Annotated in this window: 12 protein-coding genes and 1 other annotated feature; of the genes, 10 read left to right on the plus strand and 2 right to left on the minus strand. The window is 32.0% G+C overall.

What is annotated here, in order from left to right:
• Positions 1–6: 6 nt before the first annotated feature.
• The 4 genes from ACWJKP_RS05400 to ACWJKP_RS05415 all read left to right on the plus strand — a co-directional run bounded on the left by ACWJKP_RS05400 (position 7) and on the right by ACWJKP_RS05415 (position 4,496).
• Complete coding sequence (locus ACWJKP_RS05400; RefSeq protein ID WP_165413888.1) at positions 7–663, plus strand: response regulator transcription factor; 657 nt, start codon at positions 7–9, stop codon at positions 661–663.
• Positions 650–1,648 carry a sensor histidine kinase gene (locus tag ACWJKP_RS05405; protein ID WP_165413889.1) on the plus strand — a complete coding sequence of 333 codons (999 nt, stop codon included), beginning with the start codon at positions 650–652 and terminating at the stop codon, positions 1,646–1,648. The genes ACWJKP_RS05400 and ACWJKP_RS05405 overlap by 14 nt, the downstream gene beginning before the upstream one ends.
• Positions 1,649–1,722: 74 nt before the next feature.
• Positions 1,723–2,451 carry an ABC transporter ATP-binding protein gene (locus ACWJKP_RS05410; RefSeq protein ID WP_165413890.1) on the plus strand — a complete coding sequence of 243 codons (729 nt, stop codon included), beginning with the start codon at positions 1,723–1,725 and terminating at the stop codon, positions 2,449–2,451.
• A 26-nt stretch (positions 2,452–2,477) separates the two neighbouring features.
• Positions 2,478–4,496: an FtsX-like permease family protein gene (locus ACWJKP_RS05415; protein WP_165413891.1), complete on the plus strand. Its 2,019-nt coding sequence runs from the start codon at positions 2,478–2,480 to the stop codon at positions 4,494–4,496.
• A 156-nt stretch (positions 4,497–4,652) separates the two neighbouring features.
• Here the strand turns inward: ACWJKP_RS05415 and ACWJKP_RS05420 are convergent, their stop codons facing one another.
• On the minus strand, positions 4,653–5,246 hold the full coding sequence (locus ACWJKP_RS05420) for a hypothetical protein (protein ID WP_165413892.1): 594 nt from the start codon (positions 5,244–5,246) through the stop codon (positions 4,653–4,655).
• Between the two features lie 283 nt (positions 5,247–5,529).
• Entirely contained in the window at positions 5,530–6,552 is a 1,023-nt protein-coding gene (locus ACWJKP_RS05425) for an ABC transporter substrate-binding protein (RefSeq protein ID WP_165413893.1), read from the minus strand.
• Between the two features lie 185 nt (positions 6,553–6,737).
• Positions 6,738–6,964, plus strand: a binding site (T-box leader).
• Positions 6,965–7,050: 86 nt separating this feature from the next.
• Between ACWJKP_RS05425 and ACWJKP_RS05430 the strand changes: the two genes are divergently transcribed.
• The 6 genes from ACWJKP_RS05430 to ACWJKP_RS05455 all read left to right on the plus strand — a co-directional run bounded on the left by ACWJKP_RS05430 (position 7,051) and on the right by ACWJKP_RS05455 (position 16,276).
• A complete protein-coding gene (locus ACWJKP_RS05430) occupies positions 7,051–9,693 on the plus strand; it encodes a valine--tRNA ligase (protein ID WP_165413894.1) in 2,643 nt (880 codons plus the stop codon).
• Between the two features lie 904 nt (positions 9,694–10,597).
• Positions 10,598–11,515: an ABC transporter permease gene (locus tag ACWJKP_RS05435; RefSeq protein ID WP_165413895.1), complete on the plus strand. Its 918-nt coding sequence runs from the start codon at positions 10,598–10,600 to the stop codon at positions 11,513–11,515.
• Positions 11,516–11,531: 16 nt separating this feature from the next.
• Entirely contained in the window at positions 11,532–12,470 is a 939-nt protein-coding gene (locus tag ACWJKP_RS05440; RefSeq protein WP_165413896.1) for an ABC transporter permease, read from the plus strand.
• A 14-nt stretch (positions 12,471–12,484) separates the two neighbouring features.
• Complete coding sequence (locus tag ACWJKP_RS05445; RefSeq protein WP_165413897.1) at positions 12,485–13,495, plus strand: ABC transporter ATP-binding protein; 1,011 nt, start codon at positions 12,485–12,487, stop codon at positions 13,493–13,495.
• A complete protein-coding gene (locus ACWJKP_RS05450; protein ID WP_165413898.1) occupies positions 13,495–14,472 on the plus strand; it encodes an ABC transporter ATP-binding protein in 978 nt (325 codons plus the stop codon). Before ACWJKP_RS05445 ends, ACWJKP_RS05450 begins: the two co-directional genes overlap by 1 nt.
• A 97-nt stretch (positions 14,473–14,569) precedes the next feature.
• Positions 14,570–16,276 carry a peptide ABC transporter substrate-binding protein gene (locus tag ACWJKP_RS05455; RefSeq protein WP_165413899.1) on the plus strand — a complete coding sequence of 569 codons (1,707 nt, stop codon included), beginning with the start codon at positions 14,570–14,572 and terminating at the stop codon, positions 16,274–16,276.
• The last annotated feature ends 187 nt before the right edge of the window (positions 16,277–16,463 follow it).

Here is a 16,463-nt window from a genome sequence, read left to right on the forward strand (position 1 = left end):
TTTACTATGAATAAAATTTTAATAATAGAAGATGATTTAAAACTTAAAAAATATATGCAAGAATATTTAAATGCTTATGGTTATGACACCATTATCTTAAATGACTTCGAAAATGTAAAGAGCATAGACCCTAATCTCATAATATTAGATATTAACCTTCCAACCTTTGATGGCTTTTACTTTTTAAAAATAATTAGAAATAAATCTAAGGTTCCAGTAATTATTGTTTCAGCTAGAAGTGAGGAAGGGGAACAAATTAGAGGAATGGAGCTAGGTGCAGATGATTATGTAACAAAGCCTTTTAGTATGGGGATATTACTGGCAAAGGTAAATGCTGTGCTACGAAGGTCAAATAATGTGGTTGCTACTGAAGAGTTTAATATTGGAGGATTAACTTTGAATAGTGATAGTATGAGGTTAAAGTTTGAAGAAAAGATAGTGGAGCTTAGTAAAAATGAATACAAGCTACTAAAGTTATTTATGAGTAATGATGGAAAGGTTATAACTAGAGAAGAATTACTGGAAACCTTATGGGATGATACGGCTTTTATTGATGACAATACCTTAACGGTTAATATAACTAGAGTTAAAAAGAAACTTAAAGATTTAGAAGCTAAAAATTCAATTGTTACAAAACGAGGAGTGGGCTATGTGTTTAACTAAATTAGTATTAATGGTTTTGAAAAAAGAAAAAGCTACCATAATCATATATTTATTAAATACGATAGTTTTAGTGAGCTTTTATTATTTGATATTTAATAGCAGAGAAGCCATATATCCTATAACTTTAAGTCTATTTTTCTTATTGATTTATATTATTTATAAAACTATTGAGTATAACAATTTTTATATATGCCTTGATGAAGCTAAGAAAAGTCCGAATTATAAGGGGAAATTTGATAATAATGTGGACGTTTTTGAAGCTATTAATGAAATACATGATACCTATATGAATAAATTTTATAAAATGCAAAATAGGATAAAGGAAAGAGATACCCTTATGGCTCAATGGGTGCACAATATGAAAACATCTATAACAGTTATAGATTTGGCCTGTGAAAAAGGGTTAAAAGAGTTAGGTAATAGTAATGTTATTGATGACATATTAGAAGAGAATAAGAAGCTGCAGGATAACTTAGAAGAAACTCTTAATTTGCTTAGATTAGATGAATTTGCAAAAGATTATATTCCAGAGGAAATTAATCTAAGGGAGTTAGTAGCTAGTGCTGTTAATAATAAAAAAAGAGAATTTATATATAGTAAGGTATACCCTAAGGTTATTATAGATGAAAAATATAATATATACACAGATAAAAAGTGGTCAAAGTATATGTTAGAGCAGATAATAACTAATGCAATAAAGTATTCAGAAAAAGAAAATAGCTACGTTAGCTTTTGCGTAGTGGAAGAAGATAAATACATAACATTATGTATAGAAGACAAAGGTATAGGTATAAGGAAAGAAGATATAGCCCGAGTATTTCAGGCTTTTTTTACTGGGAGTAATGGTAGAAACAATAAAAAGTCATCAGGGATTGGACTATATATGGTTAAGCTGGTGGCTGATGAATTAGGTCATGAAATCCATATAAAGTCTAAGGTAGGAGAAGGAACTATAGTAAAAATTAGCTACCTTTCAAAATTGTAAGGTTAAGTAATGTTTTTCAATTAGAGAATTGTGACATTAGATTTATACTTAAATTACAATAAAGGTGGATTTATATGGAAATATTTCAAATTAAAAAACTTACTAAAGTTTATAATGCTTTTAAAGATGCAAAGGAAGTTATAGCCCTTAATGAGGTAAGTTTTAATGTGGACAAGGGTGAGTTTATATGGATAATGGGGCCTAGTGGAAGTGGGAAAACTACACTATTAAATATATTATCTGGTATAGATAAAGCTAGCTCAGGAGAAGTTTATATTAATGGACAGGATATTATTAAAATGAAAAAGGATGAGCTAGCTTTATTTAGAAGAAGGAAGGTTGGCTTTATATTTCAAGATTTTAATTTTTTAGATAGCTTAAGTGTTAAAGAGAATATAGCTTTTCCACTAATAATAGATAGAGTTAATCCAAGAGAAATAGACCGAAAAGCCAAAGATATTATGAAGTACTTAGGCATAGAAGAGCTGCAGAAAAAGTACCCTTATAATATATCTGGTGGAGAAAAACAAAGAACTGCAGCTGCTAGAGCACTTATATGTGAACCTTCAGTTATATTTGCGGATGAACCAACAGGCAATTTGGATTCGAAATCTTCCAAAAGTATAATGACAACTTTTAAGAATATGAATGAGGAAAAAAGCGCTACAGTAATTATGGTAACTCATGATGCATTTGCAGCATCTTTCTGTAAAAGAATAATTTTCATAAAGGATGGGGCTATAAGATTAGAAATAATATCAGAGGGTGATAGAAACAAGTTCTTTGATAAAATTTTAGAATGACAAAGTGTTATAGGAGGGGAGAAATAATGACTTTTTCTTCTATAATAATAAAGAACATTAAGTTTAATTTTAAAAAATATATAGCTTATTTTATAGCTAATAGCTTTATTATTGCCGTTTTGTTAATGTATGGTAGCCTAGTGTTTAGTAAGGAATTTATAGGGGGTTCTAAGGCGAATGGTTTATCAGACAACGTAAATACTACGTTGGTACTCATGATTGCATTTTCAATTGTATTTATTTCCTATACAACTATATCATTTATAAGATATAGGGGAAAAGAATTTGGGGTATATTTGACTTTAGGGGTTACTACTAAGGATTTAAGGAAGATATTATTTATTGAAAATATTCTAATACTGTTTGCGTCGCTGGTAACGGGCATGATAGTTGGAACCTTGTTTTCTAGGCTGTTTTATATGGTAATAGGTAAAATACTTTGGATTGACAATTTTATACCTAGTTTAAATATAAAGACCTACTCTATGTGTTTAGTAATAGCAATAATTATTTTCTTAATAAATTCAATATTTCAGCTGATATTTGTAAGAAGGCTATCAATAATGGAACTTATAAAATCCTCTTCTAAAGCAGAGGTAGGTAAGGGTAATTTTATAATTGGAACAGTAGCATTGATAGCATTAACAATTGCATTGTATCTTTTTCCTAAAATAGTTAAACAACAAATGTTTATAGGAAGTGAAAGTGCACTACTCATAATTACTATAATAACAATAATAGCACCTTATTTTATAATAGATTCGCTAATATCTATGGTAAATAGAGTACTTATGAATTTTAAAAAGACATACAATAATAATCTTTTAGTATTATCCAGTGTGCAGCATAAGTTTACATCTTATAGAAGTGTTATTTATTTAGTTTTAATATTGGCATCAGCAGCGATTACTTTAATAAGCATGACTTATAGTATGTATGGCACAATAGAAAAAAATGTAAACATGGAGTATCCTTATGATATTAGTTTTATTGAAAATACTGTGCTTAATAAAATATCAGACCAGGAGCTTAAAAACATAGTGAAAGCGAGTGGTGGAGAAATAAAGCAGCATAAACTTTTAGAAAGCATAAATCTTATGGATTATAGAGCTTATGAAGGTAAGGTTATGACCTATGCTAGAAATATTGCTGTCATAAGTGAGAGTAATTACAATAATCATATGTGTACAAATGTGGTTGTAAATAATGGAGAACTAGTACAGGTAATTAACTCTCCTGCAAGTAATAAATATAAAGGTAGTGACATAATTATTAATTTCAATAAATTGTATAAACAAGAAGAACAAATTGCAAAGCTTAAGCAAGATATAAATGTTCGGATAGAGGATTTTTTGGCTACTATGGATAAGGATAGCTATATATATGTTAATAAAAGTAAAAAGAAATATATAGAAGGCCTATATACTAATAAATTTTACTCATTAGATTATTCAAGGGGAACAGCTCTTATAATTAATGATGAAGTTTATAAAAAAATAAAAGATAAGTTAGAACCACAAGTTGTTTCTTATGACCATTTAATTAAATTAAAAGACTCTAAGGATTATAAGTGCTTTAATAGTATTTTAAATGAATTAAAGAAGTTAAATCACGGAGATGAGTCTTTAAAACCAGAATTTAAACAACAAATTTTAGAGAAAAGCATAAAAGAAAATGGCTTTATTCTTTTCTCAAGTTTATTTTTAGGAATGATGTTTTTAATATCCAGTGGAGTGGTATTATATTTCAAGGTGTTAACTGGTGTTGATGAGGAAAAGCGAAGAGTTAAAAAATTGGTTCAATTAGGAATGACAGATAGGGAGGTATCAAAGGTTTTAACAAAAGAGCTTACAATAATATTTTTTACTCCAGTAGTTTTGGATGTTAGTTTAATAACATATTTTTTCTCTGTAATATATGGAGTTGTACCAAATGGAGAGTATATGTTTAATAAATCACTTTGCGTGTTTGCGGCTTATATAGTTTTACAGATGGTAGCTTTCTTTATTACAAGGGGGAGGTACATTAGGGAAGTAGTTGGGTAGTATTATTTTTCTAATTCATTTTCAGTGTTTTTTTATCTGCCGTCCATCTTAGATACATATTAGGATAACGGTATAATAGGGTATATTAAAATAACAATTCAAAAGGGAAGCCATTTTATTTGGGACTTCCCTTAATTTATATATTAAAATTATCATTTATTCTTTAATTTTTTTCATTAGCTCAATATATAATTTTGGGTCTGCCTCTGATTTGTAAACAAATACCTTCCACTTACCATTTTCTTTTAAAAGTCCTATATATCCTTTTGCTGTATCAGTTCGTTCAGCCTTCCCATTAGTAGAAATAAACTTCAATTTAGCTTCATAATAATATCCAGCTTTATCTTCTTTCTCACCATATAAATTTTTATCTAAGATAAAGTCTGTAACCTGCAAAGTATAATTATTGTCATTACAGAACTTTGTAGCCACAATATTGTAATGCCCCGCAATAGTTTCATACCCCTTTGCTGTCATTAAAGGTAGTAAATTTTTATCAAGGGACTGTATAATTTTGATATATTCCTGTGTATGTGGTATAACTCCACCAGTATTTGTGGGATTTCCACTTGCTATATCTATTTTTTTACCTTCCCTAAGAAGTTTCTTATACTCAGCAACTTTTTCTGTATTTACTGTGTAGAGATTTCTTCCAAATTCTTGAGCAACTTTTTGTGCATTGTTTTCATCTGAACTTTTACATCCAGTAAAAGCTATAGTTATTAAAAATAGTAGACTGAATAATTTCATTATTTTTTTCAGGATTATTCCCCCTTTATTATATATAAATTGCTTACCGTTAAACTTGCCATAATAAAATCTCCTGAATACTTCATTAGCCTTTTTTTATAGTTGAGAGTTGTTAATTGAGGTTGAGTTTTCATTTGGAAATTCTTGTTTTACGAATATTAAATTCAAAGGATGTGTACCACATCTGCAGCCCACCGGCTAAAAGACTTTTGGGGGGATTATAGAGAAGTATTAGTTCTTAGCGAAGTGAATGCATTAATAGTAATATATACTTTTTTACTTTTTATTTTAAGTCTTTTACTGCTTTGTCACTAAAGCTATTGTTGACTATTTTATTGAAAGATGGTCTTTCGGGAATTAACGCTGCGTTATAAGATTGTATTATATCCATAAGCTTTGTTAAGTCATCTGATTTTAATATTGGGTTCGGAGCAAAAGCATTTATATCTCTATAGTTTTTAATAGATGAAGTAAGAACAGCCTCATCTGCACCAGGGAAATAAGATTTAATTGAAGTCATTACTTCTTTATCGGAATGACTACTTGCCCATTTTTGACCTTTATATATTGCATTAGTGAATTTTTGCACCATTTCTGGATTTTTTTCTATATAAGATTTTGTAGCAAAAAAGCATGTATAAGGTATGGTTCCAGCAGACTCTCCGACGGAGGCTACAATATGTCCAGAATTATCTTTTTTCATCATGCTAGCACTAGGTTCAAAAAGAGTAACATAATTACCTGTTCCGCCCTTGAAAGCACCAGATGTAGCTGTGAAAGCGAGGTTCGTAACAAGATTTATATCAACACCTGGTTTAATACCGTGATTTTTTAAAACATATTCAAAAGCCATTTCAGGTACGCCGCCAGGTCTTCCTCCTATTACAGTTTTACCCTTTAAGGATTCCCATTTGAAATTCGATTCAGCATTTCTACCTACTAAGAAAGATCCATCTTTTTGTGTTAATTGTGCAAAAATAACAGGATGGTCTTCTCGGTGTTGATTATAGATGTAAATAACTTGCTCAGGTCCACAGAAACCTATATCTACAGATTTGCTTAATACTTGCTGCATAGTTTTGTCCGCTCCTTGCCCTGTTGAAAGGTTGATTTCAATACCCTCTTCTTTAAAGAAGCCTTGGGAAATAGCTGCATACATAGGGGCATAGAAAATAGAACGAACCACTTCATTTAATTTCACTTTTACTAAAGCTTCATTAGTGTTTTTTTTACATCCGGAAAATACGGTAGCTATTAATGCCAGAGAAAGAAGCAGGGAAAAAATCGAGATTTTTTTTATCTTCATAGATACCTCCATATTATATAGTTCTTATCATTATATAATATGAAATATCACTTAAATGTTACATTTTAAATTAATTTAGAAGCTTAGAAATGAAATGCCTTGACATATGTAAATTAAGAGGTATACAATAAATGAAAGACAAGTGAATAATAACTGAACAACTAAATAATAATTTCATAAAATATTCAAAAGCTTAGATGAAGAGGAGTAGGGGAAAATTAATATTAAGAGAGGAAGATCCGTAGGCTGTAAGATCTTCTATATGAAAAACCTTGAATGTAGCTTCGGAGCTTCTTTGCCCATTCATGTAATTATGAGTAGATGGCAAAGACGGTTTTCTTAATCGTTAAATTATAAAGAGCCTGCAAAATTGCAGGAAAAAAGGTGGTACCGCGAACTTTTCGTCCTTTTATAGACGAAGGGTCTTTTTTTATTGTTTTTATAAAATTTATGAATAAAACAATTGATATACTAATTATTGTATAGGAGGAGTTAATAATGGAAGAAAATAAAAATATAGCTAAGAATTATGATCCAAAAGAGTTTGAAGAACGACTTTACGCATGGTGGGAAGAAAAAGGATTTTTTACTCCAACCGTTGATAAAGATAAAAAACCATTTACAATAGTAATGCCCCCACCAAACATTACAGGGAAATTACATTTAGGGCATGCTCTTGATAATACTCTTCAAGATATTCTAATAAGAACTAAAAGAATGCAAGGGTACAATACCTTGTGGCTTCCTGGTGAGGACCATGCTAGTATTGCAACAGAAGTAAAGGTTGAAAATGAACTTTTAAAAAAAGGGCTTAAGAAAAAAGAAATGGGAAGAGAAGCCTTCCTTGAAAAAGTTTGGGAGTGGACTAATGAATATAGAGAAAAAATAAGAGGTCAAATAAGAAAGATGGGATGTTCTGTTGATTTTACCCGCGAAAGCTTTACTATGGATGAAAATTTAAATCATGCTGTAAGAGAAGTTTTCGTTAAATTATATAAGGATGGACTAATATACCAAGGAAATAGGATAACGAACTGGTGCCCAAAATGCATGACTGCAATTTCAGATGCTGAAATAGAGTTCGAAGAACAAGAGGGTCACTTTTGGCATATAAAATATCCAATAGTAGGTAGTGATGAATTTTTAGAAATAGCTACCACAAGGCCAGAAACCATGCTTGGAGATACTGCGGTTGCTGTAAATCCTAAAGATCCACGGTATACACATTTAGTAGGAAAAACAATAATGCTACCTCTAGTAAATAGAGAAATACCAATAATTGCAGATGATTATGTTGACATAGAGTTTGGAACAGGCGCAGTTAAAATTACTCCAGCGCATGATCCTAATGATTATCAAGTAGGAAGGAGACATAATCTCCCCGAAATAGTAGTTTTGAATGAAAATGCAGCTATATGTGAAGGTTATGGAAAATATTCAGGTCTTGATAGATATGACGCAAGAAAGGTCATGGTAGAAGATTTAGATAATGCAGGACTACTTGTTAAAATAAAAGATCATGCTCATAATGTAGGTACTCATGATAGGTGTAAAACCACTGTAGAACCAATGTTATCAAAACAATGGTATGTTAAAATGGAATCTCTTGCAAAGCCAGCAATCGACGCCGTAAGAGAAAATAAAACTAAATTCGTTCCAGAGAGATTTGAAAAAACGTACTTCAATTGGATGGAGAATATTCAAGATTGGTGTATATCAAGACAATTATGGTGGGGACATAGGATTCCAGTATGGTACTGTAAAGATTGTGGGGAAATTATAGTTTCAGTTAATGCGCCAACAAATTGTACTAAATGCAATGGCACAAATCTTAATCAAGATAAAGATGTACTTGATACTTGGTTTAGTTCAGCATTGTGGCCTTTCTCAACACTTGGATTTCCAAATAACACAGAGGATTTAAAACAGTTCTACCCAACAAGTGTTTTAGTAACTGGATATGATATTATATTCTTCTGGGTAGCAAGAATGATTTTTTCAGGGATTTATAATTTAGGGGAAGTGCCGTTTGAAACAGTAGTAATACACGGAATGGTTAGGGATGATCAAGGAAGAAAAATGTCTAAATCTCTAGGAAATGGTATCGATCCATTAGACGTAATAGACCAATATGGTTCAGATGCGCTAAGATTTTCGCTAGCAACAGGAAATTCTCCAGGTAGTGATATAAGGTTCTATGAGTCAAGAGTTGAAGCAGCTAGAAACTTTGCTAATAAAATTTGGAATGCTTCTAGATTTGTTATGATGAACAATAATTGCGAATTAATGGAGAAATATAAAGATAATAAAAATTACACTGTTGCAGACAAATGGATACTATCAAGAATGAACACTGTCGTACAAGAAGTTACAGAAAATATTGAGAAATATGAAATAGGGATAGCACTTCAAAAGACTCACGACTTTATGTGGACAGAATTCTGTGATTGGTATATTGAACTTGTTAAACCAGTATTATACGCAGAAGATGGAGAGGCTAAAGGCATCGCATTAAATGTATTAAACAATGTATTAAAAACTGGGCTTAAATTACTTCATCCTGTTATGCCATTTATAACAGAAGAAATTTATACGCACTTAGATAATGAGTATGAATCTATAACGATTTCTAAGTGGCCAGAGTATGACGATGATCTTGAAGATGAAAAAGCGCAGGAAAATATGAATTATATTATAGAAGCGATAAAAGATGTAAGAAATGCTAGATCAGATATGAATGTAGCACCTTCAAGAAAAGCTAAAGTATTTATATATGCTACAGAGGCAAAAGAGGCATTTGAGGAAGGTATGGTTTATTTTCAAAAACTTGCATCAGCTAGTGAGGTAAAGTTTCTAGCTACAAAAGCCGAAGCACCAGAAAATGTAGTTACAGTAGTAACTAAGGGCGCGCAGGTATATATGCCATTACTTGAGCTTGTAGACTTAGAAAAAGAATTAGAAAGATTAAATAAAGAAAAAGAAAAACTAAAAAAAGAAATAGATAGAGTAGAGAAAAAGCTTTGTAATGAGAGATTCACAGCTAAAGCTCCAATTGAAGTGGTTGAAGAGGAAAAAGCTAAGGGTGAAAAATATAAAGAAATGTATGATTTAGTAATTAAAAGTATAGAAAACTTGAAATAATCTTTAATAAAAAGCAAGATAAACTATAGAATAGACACTTGAAAAGTCTATTCTATAGTTTTTTTTGTTTTTACCATACAAATGAAAAGTTGGAATGTTGAAAAAAATGAATTTGTGAGTTCAGCATACAATAATTATGCAAGGTGTATTGATAAAGAACAGGAGAAAAGATTCTCTAATTTGATCTACTATAAGATAAGTGAAAAAAGGTAAATGGAATTTAGAGGTGGCCAACTATTAAAACTAATGAAACATATAAAAATATATTTCATTAGTTTAATTCTATTATTAATTCCTTTTTCATAAATAGAAATATAGATTACTATGAATTTATTTTCATAATGAAACCTGTTATATATACTAATGTATTTTACAAAACATACAAAATATATAAAAAATACGAACGAATCACAAGTGAAACATGGATAATATATGGATTTACTTACAAAAAATACATTGACTTTTGGAAAAATATTATTATACTTAAAATAAGATTAAAGGGGAGGACCTACGATAGTGCAAAATAATACTGTGAATATTTTTCATATCAGCATTTATAAAGGTTAAGATGGCTATGAAATATGAAGGAATATAAAAGATATATGAATAATATATGAATAATATATCAAATTATTTTATTGTTGTAAAATGGACATGTTAAAAAAAATCGGATAAATTAAATGATTTGATAACGGAATAGTTACATGAAAATATTTTAAAATGAAATATTTATCCGGAGCAACTTCAATAGTGTAAGTAATTTCGAATCTTTCAACAACGAGATAGTCTTGTATTCTTAAAATTAATAAAGGTAAGATAATAAGCTATAATTCAAAAAACAAGATTAGTGTTTATATAAGGGGGAAGAAAAGTACCAATATTATAAGAACGGGGAGGGCAAAAGATGTTAAATTTCTTTGTTAAAAGACTATTTTCAACTGTGATTACAATCTTCGTCGTTATCACAATAACTTTTTTATTAATGCGATTAATGCCTGGCGGACCATTTTCTGGTGAAAAAAAGCTTAATCCACAGGTTTTAGAGAATTTGAACAAGAAATTTGGTTTGGACAAACCTGTATTTAAACAATACACTATGTATCTAAAAAACCTTTCGCATGGGGACCTAGGTCCTTCAATGACATATGAAGGAAGAACAGTTAATGAAATTATAGGATATTCACTTCCAGTTTCTGCTAGATTAGGGGTGGTTGCTATAGGTTTTGCCATGGTATTAGGTGTATATCTAGGAATAGTTGCAGCCCTCCATCAAGGAAAATGGCCGGATAAATTATGTATGTTTATTTCAACCATTGGCATTACGGTACCAAGTTTTGTAATTGCGACACTAATGATTTATGTGTTTGCAATAAGGATGAGTATATTTCATGCCATAGGGCTTGAATCTCCTATGGATTATGTTCTTCCGTCAATTGCTCTTGGAGCATCTTCAATGGCATTTGTTGCAAGACTTGGAAGGTCGGCTTTACTTGATGTTATAAGGACGGATTATATTAGAGTTGCAAGGGCTAAGGGACTTTCTAAAAATGCAGTTATATATAAACATGCTTTAAGAAACTCATTAATTCCTATTGTAACTTATATTGGACCACTTCTTGCTGCTGTTTTAACTGGTAGCTTTGTAATTGAAGGGCTGTTTGGTATCCCAGGTATGGGCCGAGAATTCATTACAAGCATAACAAACAGAGATTACACCGTGATAATAGGTTTTGTAACTTTAGATGCTACCTTCTTAGTACTTTCTAATTTTGTTGTTGATATACTTTACGCAGTAATTGACCCAAGAATAAAAATTGAATAATAGGGGGTGCATAAACATGGAGATAAATAGTGAGTTATTTGAAAAAATACCAAATGACAAGAAAAAAATGAATGAGATAGTTAGACCAAGTGAAACTTATCTACAGGATGCTTGGAGAAGATTAAAACAAAACAAGCTTGCGATGGGAGGATTAGTTTTTGTTATATTAATAACTATACTTGCTATAGTTGGCCCAATGCTATCAAAGTATAATTATTATTCTCAGAATTTTAGAATTGCAAACCAAAACCCTAGTGCGACTCATTGGCTCGGTACTGATAAGTTTGGTCGCGACCAATTTGTAAGAATATTATATGGAGCAAGAATTTCACTTATCATTGCATATGTTGCAAGTATATTAAATCTTGTTGTAGGAATTTTATATGGCAGTATTGCAGGATATGCAGGTGGTATTGTTGATAATTTAATGATGAGGATTGTTGATGTAATTTGGTCAGTACCTAGTATGATTTATGTTATTCTCTTGATGGTTATACTTACTAAACCAAATCATCCATCAGCTGATGGGGGTATGTTAAATATTATAATTGCAATGGCAATATCCTTTTGGGTGGTAATGGCAAGAATAGTTCGTTCGCAAGTTATGGCACTGAAGGAACAGGAATTTGTTCTTGCTGCAAAGGTTTCAGGTGCGTCTAGCATGAGAATAATACTAAAACATCTTATTCCAAATAGTATGGGACCGATAATAGTAACAATGACAATGTCTGTACCAGGTGCTATTTTTACAGAGGCTTTTCTTAGTTTTATAGGACTTGGAATTTCTGCACCTCAAGCATCATGGGGAAGTCTTGCGTCAGAAGCATTAGATGGATATCAACTTTACCCATTACAGTTGTTTTTCCCGGCGATGGCAATTTGTTTAACAATACTTGCATTTAATTTCCTTGGTGACGGCTTAAGAGATGCTCTAGATCCAAAGATGAGAAAATAAGTAAGGGGGGAATTATGGAAAAATTACTTGAAATAAATAATTTAAAAACATCTTTTTTTACACATGTAGGAGAGGTGCAGGCTGTAGGTGGAGTATCCTTTTACTTAAATAAAGGTGAGGCTCTTGGAATAGTTGGAGAATCCGGAAGTGGAAAAAGCGTTACTATGATGTCACTTATGAGACTACTTGCTGATACAGGGAAAATAATAGATGGTGAAATGCTATTCCAAGGAAAAGATTTAGCAAAGATTTCCGAGAAAGAAATGGAAAAAATAAGAGGAAATGAAATTGGAATGATATTTCAGGACCCCATGACTTCCCTAAATCCTGTATTCAACATAGGTAATCAAATAATGGAACCATTACTTAAACATAGAGGATTAAGTAAGCAAGAATCTTATGATAAGTCAGTGAAAATGCTTTCATTAGTTGGAATCCCAAGTCCTGAAAAAAGAATGAAACAATACCCTCATGAATTTTCTGGTGGTATGAGACAACGTGCAATGATTGCTATGGCATTATGTTGTGAACCAAAATTGTTAATTGCAGATGAACCTACAACAGCCCTAGATGTTACTATACAGGCACAAATTCTTGAACTTATGAAGGATATTAAAGAAAAATTAAACACTTCTATTATTCTTATAACGCATGATTTAGGCGTGGTTGCAGATGTTTGTGACAAAATAAATGTTATGTATGGTGGATTAATTGCAGAAACGGGTTCTACTAAGGACTTATTTTATAATCCAAGGCATCCATATACTTGGGGGCTTTTAAATAGTATTCCAAATCCCCAAAGTACCATAAGGGAAAAATTGAAACCAATAGAGGGTCAACCGCCAGATTTGTTAAAACCTCCTGTGGGATGTCCATTTGCAGCTAGATGTAATTATTCTATGAAGATTTGTGAAAAGCAAAGACCGCTATTATTTCAAATTAGTCCTGAGCATAATGCAGCTTGTTGGCTAAATCACCCTAGTGCACCTAAGGTAAAAGCACCTGTTGGAAGGGGGAGTTTATAATGAGTGTTGAAAAAGTATTAGTTGAAATAAAAGATTTGAAAAAATATTTTCCTGTTAAAAAGGGATTGTTTGGTACAGCTCATAGTTATGTAAAAGCAGTAGATGGTATTTCTTTTACGATCAATAAAGGTGAGACTTTAGGACTCGTGGGAGAATCAGGCTGTGGTAAAACAACCTGTGGAAGAACAATAATAAAGCTATATGAACCAACTGGTGGACAAATAATATACGATGGACATGATTTATCAAAGGTAAGTCAAAAGCAGATGCTTCCTTATAGAAAAAAAATTCAAATGATATTCCAAGACCCCTATGCTTCGTTAAATTCAAGAATGACTGTTGGCGACATAGTTGGTGAATCAATTGACATTCATGGTGTTTATAAAGGTAAGGATAGAATGGCAAGAATTCAAGAACTGTTAACAACGGTGGGATTAAACAGTGAACATTCTAGCAGATATCCACATGAATTTTCTGGTGGTCAAAGACAAAGAATTGGTATAGCTAGGTCTCTAGCAGTGCAACCAGAATTTATAATTTGTGATGAACCTATATCTGCACTTGATGTTTCCATACAAGCACAGATTATAAATATGCTCGAAGAGTTGCAAGAAAATATGGGATTAACATATCTTTTTATAGCTCATGATTTATCAATGGTTAAGCATATATCAAATAGAATTGGAGTTATGTATTTAGGTAAAATGGTTGAAATAGGTAAAAGTGATGAGGTATATAGCCACCCAATGCATCCATATACTCAGGCGCTACTTTCGGCTATTCCAATACCGGACCCTGAAGGTGCAGCACTAAGAAAGAGGATTATGCTTGAGGGAGAAATACCATCACCTATAGATCCTCCACCGGGATGTAGATTTAAAGGTAGATGTAAATATGCTAAGGCAATATGTTCAGAGGTAGACCCAGAGCTTAAAAATTTAGGGGCAGACCACTTTGTGGCTTGTCATTTATTTTAAATGGTATAAAAATTTTGTTTAGCGAATATATTATTGAGTATAATTCGATGCTTTGCAACGAATATTTATATATATATAACAGGGGGGAATAATAAAAATGAATAAATCAACAAAGATTAGTGCAACTTTGCTTGCGGTAACCTTAGGGGTATCATTGCTATCGGGCTGTGGCACTAAAGCAGCACCAGAGGCTAATGGCAAGGTGCCGCAGGTAATAACTTTCAATTTAGGTGCAGAACCTAAGACTATCGATCCAGCATTAAGTCAGGCAAGTGACAGTGCAGATGTTATCGGAAATGCTTTTGAGGGTTTGATGAGATTGGATGATAAAGATAAACCAATTCCAGGTATGGCTGATAGGTATGAAATGTCAAAAGATGGTTTGACTTATACGTTTCATATTAGAAGTGGCGCTCAATGGTCAGATGGCAAACCAGTTGTTGCTGGTGATTTCGAATATGCGTGGAAAAGAGTTTTAAAGCCAGCAACTGCTTCTGTATATTCTTATCAACTTTTTTACTTGAAGAATGCGCAAGGGTATAATGAAAGCGAACTTGTAGCTGACAAGAAAACAGCTGGTGTAAAATCAGCAACTGTTGATGAAGTCGGAGTTAAGGCTAAAGATGATTCAACTCTTGTAGTTACCCTCGAAAACCCAACTGCTTACTTCTTATCACTTATGGCTTTCGAAACATATATGCCGATTAGAAAAGATGTAGCAGATAAAGATGCTTCTTGGGCAACCAAACCTGCAACTTATATTACTAATGGTGCATTTAAAATGAAAGAATGGAAACCTAAGGATGTTTTGACTTTTGTAAAAAACGACAAATATTGGGATGTTAAAAATATTAAACTTGATACTCTTAACTATAAAATGTTAGAGGATCAAACAGCAGCACTTTCAGCATATAAAGCCGGTCAAATGGATCTCATTAAAGACCCACCACAATCAGAAATTCCTGCGCTTGTAGCAGATGGTAGTTGCAAAATCACTCCTAATTATGCAACTTACTACTATGTGCTAAATCTTACAGCAGAGGCGGTTAAGATAAATCCAGAGGCTGCTAAGGCTATACAAAACCCTAAAGTAAGAAAAGCATTATCGCTTGCCCTTAACAGAAAAGACATAGTTGATAACGTTAGTAAAGGTGGGCAAACCCCAGCAACGTCATTTGTTCCAAAAGGGAGTCTAGAACCAAATGGTAAGGATTTTGCAAATAAAGCTTACTACCCAGCGGAGGGAGATATAGCTCAAGCTAAAAAATTACTAGCTGAAGCAGGGTATCCAGATGGAAAAGGATTCCCTAAAATAACTTTACTCTATAACACCCTTGCGGGACACCAAAATATAGCTGCTGCAGTTCAAGATATGTGGAAAACAAATCTTGGAGTAAATATAGAACTTAAGAACCAAGAATGGAAGGTATTCATACAAACAAGAAATACTAAGCAATATATTCTTGCAAGAAATGGCTGGAATGCAGACTATACAGATCCAATGACATTCCTTGATTTATTTACAACAAGTTCAGGAAATAATGACGCTGGATACAGTAATCCAGCATATGATGCAAAAATAATAGCTGCAAAAAAGGAATTAGATCCAGCTAAGAGAATGGCTATTTTGCATGAAGCAGAAGACATTATTATGAACAATGATGTTGTAATTCCTATTTATGGGTATACAAATACAATGGTTTCAAAACCAAATATTATGGGAGTTCGTACATCAGCTTTAGGAAAACATTGGTTCCAAAAAGCCTACGTAACTGCTGCTAAACAACATAAAATAGCAAAATAATAAAATGCCCTATAGAGTAGATAAAAGTCTATGCTGTAGGGCATTTTTATGAAAATAAAAGAGGTGGGTTAACAGATCTAATGGGGGAATAGATGTTAACCGTCTCTAATATTTTCTCAGGTATTAGTAGGCAGTATCTATACATAAAATAATTCCTAAAAAGAATTACTTAGAATATTTTATTTGA

Source organism: Clostridium sp. CM037, from assembly GCF_055081095.1.

Coding starts and splice junctions, on each gene's coding strand:
- ACWJKP_RS05400 (WP_165413888.1), top strand. CDS start 7: ATGAATAAAATTTTAATAATAGAAGATGATTTAAAACTTAAAAAATAT.
- ACWJKP_RS05405 (WP_165413889.1), top strand. CDS start 650: ATGTGTTTAACTAAATTAGTATTAATGGTTTTGAAAAAAGAAAAAGCT.
- ACWJKP_RS05410 (WP_165413890.1), top strand. CDS start 1,723: ATGGAAATATTTCAAATTAAAAAACTTACTAAAGTTTATAATGCTTTT.
- ACWJKP_RS05415 (WP_165413891.1), top strand. CDS start 2,478: ATGACTTTTTCTTCTATAATAATAAAGAACATTAAGTTTAATTTTAAA.
- ACWJKP_RS05420 (WP_165413892.1), bottom strand. CDS start 5,246: ATGAAATTATTCAGTCTACTATTTTTAATAACTATAGCTTTTACTGGA.
- ACWJKP_RS05425 (WP_165413893.1), bottom strand. CDS start 6,552: ATGAAGATAAAAAAAATCTCGATTTTTTCCCTGCTTCTTTCTCTGGCA.
- ACWJKP_RS05430 (WP_165413894.1), top strand. CDS start 7,051: ATGGAAGAAAATAAAAATATAGCTAAGAATTATGATCCAAAAGAGTTT.
- ACWJKP_RS05435 (WP_165413895.1), top strand. CDS start 10,598: ATGTTAAATTTCTTTGTTAAAAGACTATTTTCAACTGTGATTACAATC.
- ACWJKP_RS05440 (WP_165413896.1), top strand. CDS start 11,532: ATGGAGATAAATAGTGAGTTATTTGAAAAAATACCAAATGACAAGAAA.
- ACWJKP_RS05445 (WP_165413897.1), top strand. CDS start 12,485: ATGGAAAAATTACTTGAAATAAATAATTTAAAAACATCTTTTTTTACA.
- ACWJKP_RS05450 (WP_165413898.1), top strand. CDS start 13,495: ATGAGTGTTGAAAAAGTATTAGTTGAAATAAAAGATTTGAAAAAATAT.
- ACWJKP_RS05455 (WP_165413899.1), top strand. CDS start 14,570: ATGAATAAATCAACAAAGATTAGTGCAACTTTGCTTGCGGTAACCTTA.